This is a genomic window from Actinokineospora sp. (assembly GCF_052390155.1).
In the GTDB taxonomy this organism is placed as follows: Bacteria; Actinomycetota; Actinomycetes; order Mycobacteriales; family Pseudonocardiaceae; genus Actinokineospora.
Window position 1 is genome coordinate 38,341 of sequence record NZ_JBQTHF010000007.1, and the last position, 12,953, is coordinate 51,293.

The 12,953-nt window shown below is 73.0% G+C and carries 9 protein-coding genes; all 9 read left to right on the forward strand.

Annotation, left to right across the window (positions count from 1 at the left end; genetic code table 11):
* Positions 1-6 precede the first annotated feature (6 nt).
* The 9 genes from sucD (at position 7) to ACT4N7_RS03470 (ending at position 12,917) form a co-directional block, all read left to right on the forward strand.
* The gene (gene sucD / locus ACT4N7_RS03430; protein WP_444827082.1) at positions 7-897 is read left to right on the forward strand and encodes a succinate--CoA ligase subunit alpha; all 891 of its coding nucleotides are present in this window, start codon (positions 7-9) and stop codon (positions 895-897) included.
* 172 nt (positions 898-1,069) lie between these two features.
* A complete protein-coding gene (locus ACT4N7_RS03435; protein ID WP_444827083.1) occupies positions 1,070-1,738 on the forward strand; it encodes a DUF5336 domain-containing protein in 669 nt (222 codons plus the stop codon).
* 130 nt (positions 1,739-1,868) lie between these two features.
* Entirely contained in the window at positions 1,869-3,245 is a 1,377-nt protein-coding gene (locus ACT4N7_RS03440) for a cell division protein PerM (RefSeq protein ID WP_444827084.1), read from the forward strand.
* 64 nt (positions 3,246-3,309) lie between these two features.
* On the forward strand, positions 3,310-3,930 hold the full coding sequence (gene purN / locus ACT4N7_RS03445; RefSeq protein ID WP_444827183.1) for a phosphoribosylglycinamide formyltransferase: 621 nt from the start codon (positions 3,310-3,312) through the stop codon (positions 3,928-3,930).
* Positions 3,927-5,501, forward strand: coding sequence for a bifunctional phosphoribosylaminoimidazolecarboxamide formyltransferase/IMP cyclohydrolase (gene purH, locus ACT4N7_RS03450; RefSeq protein WP_444827085.1), 1,575 nt, complete (start codon positions 3,927-3,929; stop codon positions 5,499-5,501). Before purN ends, purH begins: the two co-directional genes overlap by 4 nt.
* Before the next feature lie 608 nt (positions 5,502-6,109).
* The gene (locus ACT4N7_RS03455; protein WP_444827086.1) at positions 6,110-6,991 is read left to right on the forward strand and encodes a hypothetical protein; all 882 of its coding nucleotides are present in this window, start codon (positions 6,110-6,112) and stop codon (positions 6,989-6,991) included.
* Positions 6,992-7,164: 173 nt separating this feature from the next.
* A complete protein-coding gene (locus ACT4N7_RS03460; RefSeq protein WP_444827087.1) occupies positions 7,165-8,724 on the forward strand; it encodes a DNA polymerase Y family protein in 1,560 nt (519 codons plus the stop codon).
* A gap of 112 nt (positions 8,725-8,836) precedes the next feature.
* Positions 8,837-12,151, forward strand: a complete 3,315-nt coding sequence (locus ACT4N7_RS03465; protein WP_444827088.1) for an error-prone DNA polymerase — start codon at positions 8,837-8,839, stop codon at positions 12,149-12,151.
* Between the two features lie 178 nt (positions 12,152-12,329).
* Positions 12,330-12,917: a pentapeptide repeat-containing protein gene (locus tag ACT4N7_RS03470; protein ID WP_444827089.1), complete on the forward strand. Its 588-nt coding sequence runs from the start codon at positions 12,330-12,332 to the stop codon at positions 12,915-12,917.
* The last annotated feature ends 36 nt before the right edge of the window (positions 12,918-12,953 follow it).

Genomic DNA, 12,953 nt, shown 5'->3' on the forward strand with positions numbered 1-12,953 from the left:
TCTGCTGTGTCGATTTTCCTCACCGAGCAGAGCAAGGTCATCGTCCAGGGCATGACCGGCTCCGAGGGCACCAAACACACGGGCCGGATGCTCAAGTCCGGCACCAACATCGTCGGCGGCGTCAACCCGCGCAAGGCGGGCACCAAGGTCGAGATCGAGGGCGTCTCGCTGCCGGTCTTCGCGACCGTCGCCGAGGCCATGGAGGCGACCGGCGCGGACGTCTCGGTCATCTTCGTGCCGCCGAAGTTCGCCAAGGACGCCGTCATCGAGGCGATCGACGCCGGGATCGGCCTGGCCGTGATCATCACCGAGGGCATCCCGGTGCACGACTCGGCGTACTTCTGGGCGCACGCGGTTGCCAAGGGCAACGCGACGCAGATCATCGGCCCGAACTGTCCCGGCCTGATCAGTCCCGGCAAGTCCAACGCGGGCATCATCCCGGCCGACATCACCGGCGCGGGCAAGATCGGCCTGGTGTCGAAGTCCGGCACGCTGACCTACCAGATGATGTTCGAGCTGCGCGACATCGGCTTCTCGTCGGCGGTCGGCATCGGCGGCGACCCGATCATCGGCACCACGCACATCGACGCGCTCGCCGCGTTCGAGCAGGACCCGGACACCGAACTGATCGTGATGATCGGCGAGATCGGCGGCGACGCCGAGGAGCGGGCCGCGGCCTACATCGCCGAGCACGTCACCAAGCCGGTTGTCGGCTACGTGGCGGGCTTCACCGCCCCCGAGGGCAAGACCATGGGCCACGCGGGCGCCATCGTCTCCGGCTCGGCGGGCACCGCGCAGGCGAAGAAGGAGGCCCTGGAGGCCGCCGGGGTCAAGGTCGGCAAGACGCCGTCGGAGACCGCGTCCCTCGCGCGTGAGCTGTTCCAGGCGCGCGGCTGATCGATTGCCGGCATGGTGGGGCCGGACGCAGGTAGCGTCCCGCCCCGGCTGTTTCCCGGCCCGCACGGAACCCGCACCTGCCGGTGTCCGTCGAAATGTCGAGATGGGCTAGCGTTTTCGCCAGCTCTGAATGTTCCAATCGCGTCGAGTCGAACTTGAGGAGATGCACGCGATGACCTACCCAGGCGGTGCGCCGGGCGGATACCCGGGCCCAGGACCGCAGCAGCCACCGCAGGGTTACGGCCCCGCACCCGTCGCGGGCGGCGGCCCCAAGCTCGGCATGGCGCAGATCCTGCACTTGGCGGTCGCGGGCCTCGGGTTGCTGAACCTGTTCCTCGGCTTCGCGTCGGTGGCGGGCGAGGCGGGCTTCTACGAGAGCGCGTTCGGCTGGGTGCCCGCCCTGCTGTTCATGGGCGGCATGCTGGCGCTCGGCGCGATCCTGCCGGGCGACCGGAAGGTCGGCGTCAGCTCGGTCGCGGTCACCCTCGGCGGCGCGCTCGGCTTTCTGTTCACCGTCATCGCCTTCGACGCGGAGATGAAGGCGGGCGCCATCATGGTGCTCATCTTCGGCATCCTGCAGTCCATCGGGGCCGTGGTGGCGCTGCTGTTCGAGGTCGGCGTCATCAAGCCGCCGCAGCCCGGTATGGCCCAGCCCGGCCACTTCGGCCAGCCCGGCGGCTACAACCCGGCGTCCGGCCAGTTCCAGCAGCCGATGCAGCCCAACCCGTACGGTCAGCCGATTCCCGGCCAGCAGACCACGTTCGCGCCGCAGCAGGGCCAGTTCGGCCAGCAGCCGCCGCCGGGTACGCCCCCGGGCGGCTACCCGCAGCAGCAGGGCTGAGAGCTTCCACGACAGGGGCGGTACCGGACATCCGGTGCCGCCCCTGTCGTTTGTGACCGTGTTCACCGGATCGGTTGACAGGCGGCGTGGCTCGGTCGGCCGGGCGCGGCCGTGCTGTCAGAGTGGCCGCATGGCGTTGCCGTCCGACCTGGTGGAGGCCGACGCCGACCTGGTCGAACCGCAGGTCGGCGCGGCTGTCCGCGCGCGGGTGCTGGCGGTCGCGGCCCTCGGTCCGTTGCTCGCCGGGTACGCGGCCGTGGCCGCGCTGCTCGCGCTGGTCACCGCGATCGCGCCGCTGGCGCACTTCTCCACCGTCGGCGTGCTCGGCGCCGCGTTGCCCGGCTGGCTCGCCGCCCACCAGGTCCCGCTCGGCGTGCAGGGCCACCTGCTGGGCGCGCTGCCGCTGTTGCCGACCCTGCTGGTGCTGCTGATGGTCGCCCGCACCGCGGCGGGCGCTGCCGAGCGGATCGGCGTGCGCGGCCCGCGCGACGCCGCGCACGTCGTGTTCGTCGTCGTCGCCGCGCACGCGGCGTTCGGTCTGGCCGTGGCCCTGTTCATCTCCGGCGGCGAGGTCACGGTCGACCCGCTGGCGGGGTTCTACTACCCGGCGCTGCTGGCCGGGCTGGCCGCGAGTCTGGGCGTGGTGCGCCAGGCCGGGCTGCCCGCGTGGGTGGCCGAGCGGGTCGACGTCCTCGCCCTGCGCGGCCTGCGCGCGGGGCTGCTGGCGGTCGCGGCGCTGCTGGCTGTCGGCGCGCTGGTGACGGCGTTCGGCCTGGTCACGTCGTTCGACACGGCCAAGGGCATGTTCGCTTTGGACGGCCTGGGTGGCGGCGTCGGCATGCTCCTGCTGTCCGCGGGCTACCTGCCCAACGCCGTGGTCGCGGGTACCGCGTTCGCGGCCGGGCCGGGGTTCGCGCTGGGGTCGGTGTCCGTCGGGCCGCTGGATTTCTCCGGCGGTCCGGTGCCCGCGCTGCCGCTGCTCAGCGCGTTGCCCGAGCGGTACGCGCCGTGGTGGCTGCTGCTGTTCGCGCTGCCCGCGGCGGTGGGCGTGCTGGTGGGCAGGGTGCTGCGGGATGTCGACGAATCGCCGACAGCGCGGCTGCGCGCGGTCGCGGTGGCCTCGGTGGTGGTGGCGCTGAGCTTCGCGATCCTGGGCGGCAGCGCGGGCGGCGCGCTCGGCGGCGGCCCCTTCGACCCGCTCGACCTGCGGGCCGCGCTGCTGTCGGTCGCGTTGGTCGGCTGGGTCGCCGTGCCGGGCGCGCTGGTGGCGTGGTTCGGCGGACCGCACCCGGTTTCGGACGGCCCGACCGGCCTGTTGGACGACGCTGAGGACGACTCGGACGAAGATCCCGTCGAGGACGACCCTGCCGAGGATCTTGCCGAAGACTCCGCTGAAGACCCTGCTGAAGATGCTGCCGATGAGTCTGCCGAAGAGGCCGTTGACGAGTCCCTCGAAGAGACCGACGCCGACCCCGACGAGCCCGAGGAGCCAGTCGCGGGCCGCTGAGCAAGATCAATCCCGCACGGAATACGCTGGGGCTATCCCGTTCCAGCCCTCGCAGGAGTCCACGCTGACCGCCCAGTACCAGCCCGCCGCGCCCGCCAGGGTCGTCGTTCTGGTGTCCGGGACCGGCACCCTGTTGCAGGCCCTGCTCGACGAGACCAGCGGTCCGCTGCGCGTGGTCGCCGTCGGCGCCGACCGGGGCGGCATCGAGGGCCTCGCCCGCGCCGAACGCGCGAACCTGCCCGCGTTCGCCGTCCGGCTCAGTGATCACCCGGATCGGGCGGCCTGGGACAAGGCGCTCACCGAGGCAGTCGCCGCGCACCGCCCCGACCTGGTGGTGTCCGCCGGGTTCATGAAGATCCTCGGCCCCGCGTTCCTCGACCGGTTCGGCGGTCGCGTGGTCAACACCCATCCCGCGCTGCTGCCCGCGTTCCCCGGGGCGCACGCGGTCGCCGATGCGCTCGCCTACGGCGTTCGGGTCACCGGCAGCACAGTGCACCTGGTCGACAGCGGCGTGGACACCGGCCCGATCATCGCCCAGGCCGCCGTCGAGGTGGCGCCGGGCGACGACGAGGCCACCCTGCACGAACGGATCAAGGCGGTGGAGCGGCGGCTCCTGGTCGACGTGGTGACCAGGATGGCGCGCGACGGATACACCGTAGACGGACGAAAGGTGAGCATCCCGTGACGGAGTCTGCCCAGCGGCGGCGGCCGGTCCGCCGAGCGCTGATCGGCGTGTCGGACAAGGCCGGTCTCCTGGAGTTGGCCACCGGCCTGCACACGGCCGGGGTGGAGATCGTGTCCACCGGCGGCACCGCGAAGACCCTCGCCGACGCGGGCGTGCCGGTCACCCCGGTCGAGCAGGTCACCGGCTTCCCCGAGTCGCTCGACGGCCGGGTGAAGACACTGCACCCGCACGTGCACGCCGGTCTGCTCGCCGACACCCGCAACCCCGCGCACGTCGAGCAGCTCGACCAGCTCGGCATCGCGCCGTTCGACCTGCTCGTGGTGAACCTGTACCCGTTCGTGAAGACGGCGGCGTCGGGCGCGTCGGTCGAGGAGTGCGTCGAGCAGATCGACATCGGCGGCCCGGCCATGGTGCGCGCCGCGGCCAAGAACCACGCCTGCGTGGCTGTCGTCGTCGACCCAGCCCGCTACGACTGGGTGCTCGCCGAGGTCGCCGCGGGTGGTTTCACCCTGGCCGACCGGCAGGCGCTGGCGGGCGCCGCGTTCCGGCACACCGCGTCCTACGACGTCGCGGTGGCGTCCTGGATGGGCAGCTTCCTCGCCCCCGACGACGAGGGTTCGGGCTTCCCCGGCTGGGTCGGCGCGACGTGGCAGCGCCGGAACGTGCTGCGCTACGGCGAGAACCCCCACCAGCGCGCCGCCCTCTACACCCAGGGCGACGGTTCCCCTGGCCTGGCCACCGCGACGCAGTTGCACGGCAAGGAGATGTCGTACAACAACTACGTCGACGCCGACGCCGCCTGGCGCGCCGCCCACGACCACACCGCGGCCTGCGTGGCGATCATCAAGCACGCCAACCCGTGCGGCATCGCGGTGTCCGATGTGGACATCGCGGACGCGCACCGCAACGCACACGCGTGCGACCCGGTCAGCGCGTTCGGCGGGGTCATCGCCGCCAACCGCGAGGTCAGCGTGGCCATGGCCGAGCAGGTCGCGGAGGTCTTCACCGAGGTCGTGGTGGCCCCCTCGTACGCCGACGGCGCGGTGGATGTGTTGGCCCGCAAGAAGAACGTGCGCGTCCTGGTGGCCGTCCCACCCCGCCGCGGCGGCGCCGAACTGCGCCAGGTGACCGGCGGCCTGCTCCTGCAGACCATGGACACCCTCGATGCCGAGGGCGACAACCCCGCCAAGTGGACCTTGGCCACCGGCGCGGCCGTCGACGACGCCACCCTGGCCGACCTCGCCTTCGCGTGGCGGGCCTGTCGCGCGGTCAAGTCCAACGCCATCCTGCTGGCCCACGCGGGCGCCACCGTCGGCTGCGGCATGGGCCAGGTCAACCGCGTCGACGCCGCCCGGCTCGCGGTGTCCCGCGCGGGCGAACGGGCCACCGGCGCGGTGGCAGCGTCTGACGCGTACTTCCCGTTCCCGGACGGCCTGCAGGTACTGGTCGACGCCGGGGTCCGCGCCATCGTCCAACCGGGCGGCTCGGTGCGCGACGCCGAGGTCATCGCCGCCGCCGAGGCAGCGGGCGTGGCGCTCTATCTCACCGGGACACGCCACTTCGCGCACTAGCTTGACAGGGCTGGAGGGCGCGGTAGTGTTGGCGATGTCGAACAAGTGTTCGAACGGGTGACGGGGTCGAGGCCGTTGTCCCGGCCGCCGTCTCCCCACGGCTGTTCCGCGTATTGAGCGGTACGCGTGACGACGTGGGGAGGTCGCGGTGTGGTCGCTGGCTGCTTTCGGCGCGGGGAAGTATCCGGGAGCAGCCAGCGATCCTGTTTCGTCCGAAGTGGACAGTGAGGGTCCGTCTCCGGTCGAGGGGTCCGCCACGGGTGGGCGCTATTCGGGGTCATCCCGCGTGGTCCCTCGTCTCGTTACTCTGGTTGATCACCCGGTCACTCTGGTCGATCGCTCGGCTGGTTTGGTCGATGGCCCGGTCACTCGGGTTGACCGCTCGGTCGGCGCGTTTGACCGTGGCTCGGCGACTTCGTTCGGTGGTCGCTCGGGGATCACGCCGTTCTGTCGTCCCGCTGCTTCGCCCCGCTCCGACCCTCGGTTCGATGCCCACTGCGCCTCGCCCGATGGCCATTGCTTGGCCTTCTTGGATGGCTGCTCTGCCGTGCTAGATGGCCGCTCCGCTTCATCCGGCGGCTGCGCCGCCCCGTTCAGTGGCCGCCGCTGTGTTTGATGACCGCCCCATCCCGGTTGATGACCGCCCCATCCCGGTTGATGACCGCTGCCCCCCGCTCGATGGCCGCCCCATCCCGTTCGATGGGAGCCTGGTCGTCTCGCGCAATCGCCGTTCCGCCCGCGTTCGCGATCCCTTCCCGTCCCACCTCCGCGCCACCGCCCTGTCCAACCGCCGTCCCGACCTGACCCGCGACACCGCCACCAACCTCGCCACCGCGCGCGAAGCCCAAGCCCGCGCCCGCAGCCACCCCCGCGCCGACAAGCGCGTCCCCGATGCGTCCGGTGAGAGCCGACTTCTCCCCGTCCGAGCCGATCTCGCCGCCCTCTTGCCGTGGGGCGGCCTGCGCCGCGGCGGCACCGTCGCGGTCCGCGACTCCGCGTCCCTGCTACTCACCCTCCTGGCCGAGCCCACCGCTCGCGGCTGGTGGGGGGCGGTGGTGGGGCTGCCCGACCTCGGTGTCCTCGCCGCCGGGGAGTTGGGGGTGGCGGTCGACCGGCTCGCGCTGGTGCCCAGTCCGGGCGGCGATCTGCCAGGCGTGGTCGCCGCCCTGCTCGACGGGTTCGACATGGTCGCCGTCGCCATCCCGAAGATCACCGACGCGCACGCCCGCAGGCTCTCGGCGCGGGCCCGCAGCCGCGGCTCGGTCCTGCTTCCGTTCGGCGCGTGGCCGGGCGCCGACCTCGAACTGCGCTGCACCCGCGGCCGCTGGTCGGGCCTCGGCTCGGGCCACGGGCACCTCCGTGCCCGTCAGGTCGACGTCCACGCTCGGGGCCGCGGTGCCGCCGCCCGCCCGGTCCGCGTCTCCCTCACCTTGCAGGGTTCGCCGAGCCCTCCGCCGCCGCCCGCACATGATCGTTCCGCAGTCGGATGAGCAGGCGGGCCGAACGGCGCGGCGAATCGACCACACCGATCGCGATCCGCCGAGCGTAGTTGTCCACACCCCCGACTTGACGACTTCTCCCATCGAACGTATGTTCGATCTCAGCGCGAGTCGGCTCCCCACGACGAACGCCCCGCCTACCAGCCTGACCATGGGGAGAAGCCGTGTCCGCCGTCCGCCTGCTCGTCGTCTGGTGTCCTGACTGGCCGGTCGTCGCCGCTGGCGCGGTCAACGGGCTTTCCGTCGACGCCCCGGCCGTGGTGGTGGCCGCGAACCGGGTCGTCTCGGCCAACGCGCCCGCCCGTGCCGAGGGCGTGCACCGGGACATGCGCCGCCGGGAGGCCCAGGGCAGCTGCCCCGACCTCGACGTCTTCCCCGACGACCCCGACCGCGACGCCCGGCTGTTCGAGCCGGTGGTCGCGGCGGTCGAGGAGTTGGCGGTCGGGGTCGAGGTGGTGCACCCCGGGCTGGTGGCCGTCCCGGCGCGCGGGCCCTCCTCCTACTTCACCACCGAGCAGGCCGCCGCCGAGCGGCTGATCGACCAGGTCGCCGCCCGCACCGGCGCCGAGTGCCAGATCGGGATCGCGGACGGCCTGTTCGCCGCCACCCTCGCCGCCCACCGCGGGCTGCTCGTCGCGCCCGGGGGCAGCGCCGAGTTCCTTGCCCCGCTGAGCATCCGCGAGCTGCGGCCCAGCCGCGCGGAGCTGGTCGACCTGCTGCGCAGGCTCGGCATCCGCACCCTCGGCGCCTTCGCCGCGCTCGCCCCGGGCGACGTGGCCTCCCGGTTCGGCGCCGACGCCGAGTTCGCCCACCGCCTCGCCCGCGGCCTGCAGGAACGCCCGCCGTCCCGCAGGCGCCCGCCTGCCGACCTGTCCGTCACGCACAACCCCGACCCGCCCATCGACCGGGTCGACGCCGCCGCCTTCGTCGCCCGCGGCCTCGCCGAGCGGCTGCACGCCGGGCTGGCCGCGCACGGCCTGGCGTGCACGCGCCTCGGCATCCACGCGGCCACGGCCAACGGTGAGGAGCTGAGCCGGGTGTGGCGCTGCGCCGAGCCGCTCACGCCGTCCGGCATCGCCGACCGGGTCCGCTGGCAGCTCGACGGCTGGCTCCGCGGCACCAGCCGCCCCAGTGCGGGCATCACCCTGCTGCGCCTCGAACCGGAGGAGACCGTCGAGGGCCGCGCCCTGCAACTCGGCCTCTGGCAAGGCGGCCACGACGAGCAGGCCGAGCGCGCCGCCCGCGCGATGGTCCACGTGCAGGGCCTGCTCGGCCCGGACGGCGTGCTGACCCCGGTCCTCGGCGGCGGCCGCGGCCCCGCCGACCAGGTCCGCCTGGTCCCCTGGGGCGACGAGCGCACCCCCGCCGCCGCCCCCGACCAACCCTGGCCGGGCCGATTACCCGCCCCGTCCCCGGCCACCGTGCCGGTCCGGCCGCTGCCCGCCGTCGTGCTCGACCGCGACGGCGCCGAGGTCCAGGTCACCGGCCGCTTCCGGCTCTCCGGGGAGCCCGCCGGGGTGGCCGTCGGCGGCGGCAGGCCGCGGCGGGTCGTGGGCTGGGCTGGGCCGTGGCCCGCCGACGAGCGCTGGTGGGACCCAGCGGTCGCGCGCAGGCGCGCCCGGTTGCAGGTGCTGCTCGCCGAGCAGTCCGAAGAGGACAGTCAAGACGCGCTCCTGCTGGTGCGCGAAAACGAGAAATGGTCCGTGGAAGGGATATACGACTGATGACCTACGACGACGAGCAGCCCGCCGCGGTCGACTGGATCGACCTGCTGGATCTGGCCGCCCTGATCCCGGAGCAGCGCCGCTCCCCGGAGAACGGCCCGCCGGAGCGCTGATGGGCTGGCACAACCCCCCGGTGCGCTGGTCGGAGCTGGAGCGCATCCTCTCCGGCCGCCCACCCGACATCGGCGACGGCGGCGACAGCCCCGCCTGGACCCGGCGCCGCGACCGGTACGTGGCCCCGGCGGGTGTCGGCCCGCCCGGCGTCACCGACCACGCCGACGGCGATTCCCGCGTGCCCTACGCCGAGCTGCACTGCCACTCCAACTTCAGCTTCCTCGACGGCGCCAGCCACCCCGAGGAGCTGGTCGAGGCGGCGTCGCTGCTCGGTCTCGACGCGGTCGCGCTCACCGACCACGACGGCATGTACGGGGTGGTCCGGTTCGCCGAGGCGGCCAGGGAACTGGGCATGCGCACGGTGTTCGGCACCGAGCTGACCCTGGGCCTGACCGCCCCGCAGAACGGCGCCGCCGACCCCGATGGCGAGCATCTGCTGCTGCTCGCCGACGGCCAGGAGGGCTACCACCGGCTGTGCCGCGTCCTCACCTCCGCCCACCTGCGCGGCGAGGAGAAGGGCAAGCCGGTCTACGACCTGGTCGAGGTCGTCGAGGAGACCCGCGGGCACTGCGTGGTGCTCACCGGCTGTCGCAAGGGCGCGGTCCGCGGCGCGCTCGCCGAGTCCGGTCCGGCGGCCGCGTTCGAGCAGTTGCGCCTGCTGGTCAGCGCCTACAGCCCCGACCGGGTGTTCGTGGAACTGGTCGATCACGGCCTGCCCGACGACACCGACCGCAACGACGTGCTCGCCAAGATGGCCGCCGACCTCGGCCTGCCCACGATCGCCACGAACGCCGTCCACTACGCGCACCCCGCCCGGGGCCACCTCGCCGCCGCCATGGCCGCGGTGCGCGCCCGCCGCAGCCTCGACGAGCTGGCGGGCTGGCTGCCCCCGTCGCCCACCGCGCACCTGCGCACGGGGGAGGAGATGCACGCCCGCTTCGCCCGCCACCCGGGCGCGGTGCGGCGCGCGGCCGTGCTCGGCGTGCAGATCGCCTTCGACCTGCGTCTGGTCGCCCCCGAGCTGCCGCCCTTCGACGTGCCGGACGGGCACACCGAGATCACCTTCCTCAGGAAGCTGACCTACGAGGGCGCCGCGCGGGAGTACGGGTCCGCGGCCGAGCGCCCGCGCGCCTACGCGCAGCTCGCGCACGAGCTGCGGGTCATCGAGGAGCTGGGGTTCCCCGGCTACTTCCTCGTGGTCTGGGAGATCGTGAAGTTCTGCCGGGACAACGACATCCTCTGCCAGGGCCGCGGTTCGGCGGCCAACTCGGCGGTCTGCTTCGCCCTCGGCATCACCCGGGTCGACGCGGTCCGCTGGGAGCTGCTGTTCGAGCGGTTCCTCGCCCCGGCCCGCGACGGCCCGCCCGACATCGACCTCGACATCGAGTCCGACCGCCGCGAGGAGGCCATCCAGTTCGTCTACCGCATATACGGCAGGCGCCACGCCGCGCAGGTGGCGAACGTGGTCACCTACCGGGCCAAGTCCACGATCCGCGACATGGCCAAGGCGCTGGGCTACTCCCCGGGCCAGCAGGACGCGTGGAGCAAGCAGATCGATCGCTGGGGGCCGCTGCGGTCCACGATGGGCGACAATCACCTCGACGTCCCCGATGCGGTGCTCGAACTGGCCGGGCAGTTGGAGAACTTCCCGCGCCACCTGGGCATCCACTCCGGTGGCATGGTCATCTGCGACCGCCCGGTCAGCGAGGTCTGCCCGGTGGAGCCCGCCCGGATGGCCGACCGCACGGTCCTGCAGTGGGACAAGGACGACTGCGCCGCCGTCGGCCTGGTCAAGTTCGACCTGCTGGGCCTGGGCATGCTCTCCGCGCTGCACTACGTGGTCGACCTCGTCGCCGAGCACCACGGAGTCCGGGTCGACATCGGCGCGCTCGACCTGGCCGACGCGGCCGTCTACGACATGTTGTGCCGCGCCGATTCGGTCGGAGTGTTCCAAGTGGAGAGTCGGGCGCAGATGGCGACGCTGCCCCGGCTGCGGCCCCGCGAGTTCTACGACCTGGTCGTCGAGGTCGCGCTGATCCGCCCGGGCCCGATCCAGGGCGGTTCGGTGCACCCCTACATCCGGCGCAAGAACAAACTGGAGAAGATCACCTACGACCACCCGCGCCTGGAGAACGCGCTGCGCAAGACGCTGGGGGTGCCGCTGTTCCAGGAGCAGTTGATGCAGATGGCCGTCGACGTCGCCGACTTCACCCCGGCCGAGGCCGACGAACTGCGCCGCGCCATGGGCGCCAAACGGTCCACCCGCCGGATGGAGCGGCTGCGCGAGCGCTTCTACGCGGGCGCGGCGGGCCACGGTATCGATGCGGCACTGGCCGGGCGCATCTACGAGAAGCTGATGGCCTTCGCCAACTTCGGCTTCCCGGAGAGCCACGCGCTGAGCTTCGGCTACCTGGTGTTCGCCAGCGCCTGGTTCAAGCTGTACCACCCGGCCGCGTTCTGCGCCGCCCTGCTGCGCGCGCAGCCGATGGGCTTCTACTCGCCCCAGTCGCTGGTCGCCGACGCCCGGCGGCACGGGGTCACCGTCCGCGGGCCCGACATCAACGCCAGCCGCGCGCACGCCACCCTGGAACCGGTCGAGCCGGGCGGCGCCGAACAGGCCGTGCGGCTGGGACTCGGCGCGGTCCGCACCATCGGCGACGACCTGGCCGACCGCATCGTCGCCGAGCGCGGCGCCACCCCCTACGGCGACATGGTCGACCTGGCCCGCCGCGTCCCGCTGGCCCGCGCCCAGATCGAGGCGCTGGCCACGGCGGGCGCGTTCGGCTGCTTCGGCCTCCGCCGCCGCGCGGCCCTGTGGGCGGCGGGGGCCGTGGCGGGTGAACGGCCCGACCGACTGCCCGGCACCGCGGTCGGCGTGCACGCGCCCGAACTGCCCGGCATGGACGAGATCGAGGTCGCCGTCGCCGACGTGTGGGCCACCGGCCTGTCCCCGGACAGCTTCCCCACCCAGTTCATCCGCGAGCACCTCACCCGCCTCGGCGCCCGGTCCGCCGCCGAACTGTCCAAAGTAGACACAGGAACCCGGGTCCTGCTCGGCGGCGCGGTCACCCACCGGCAGCGCCCGCAGACCGCGGGCGGGGTCACCTTCCTCAACATCGAGGACGAGACCGGCATGGTCAACGTGGTCTGCTCACCCGGCCTGTGGACCCGCTACCGCCGCGTCGCCCGCGGCAGCTCCGCCCTGCTGGTCCGCGGCATCGTGGAGAGCGTCGACGGCGTGGTCAGCCTCTACGCCGACCGATTACAGCACCTAGAACTGCGCATCCCGGCGAAGTCCCGCGACTTTCGCTGACCCCGGTGGTCGCACATCCTGGTCACTGCGCAACGCGGGGGTCGCGCAGCCCGCGAGTTGCGGGGCGGCCCTCCACGGTCTCCTCCAGTTCGAGGCGGGGGCGGCTGGCGCGCAAATTCCCGGGTGCGGATCACCTGGTAGGTCCCGGACTGTCGGGGCGGCGTGACAGGGTGGGGTCGTGGAGACCATCGGTGAGGACTACCGCGACAGCGACCTGCACGGCCGGCACTGGGAGCAGCGGCACTTCACCGACTGCGACTTCGGCGACGCCGACCTGCGCGGCCTGGTCACGTCCGGCTGCACCTTCACCCGCTGCGATTTCACCCGAGCCGACCTCGGCGAGTCCAAACACAAGGCCACGGCGTTCCGCTCGTGCACCTTCGACCGCACCACGCTCACCGACAGCGACTTCGTCGCGTGCAGCCTCATCGGCTCCACATTCCTCGACTGCAGGCTGCGCCCGCTCACCCTGCGCGACACCGACCTCACCCTCGTCGGCATGACCGGCGCCGCCCTGCGCACGACCACGTTGACCGGCCTGCGCTTCCGCGAGGCCAACCTCATCGAAGCCGACCTGCGCGACACCGACCTGCGCGAGGCCGACCTGTCCGGCGCCCGACTGCGCGGCGCCAACCTCAGCGGCGCTGACCTGCGGGGTGCCCGCATCACCGCCGACGGCCTGGTCCAGGCCAACCTGCGCGGTGCCCGCGTCGACCTCGACACCGCTGTCGCGTTCGCCGCCGCCCACGGCTTGGTGATCGACTAGTCGACTTCGGTGGATGGCTCCGGCCGCGACGGACTG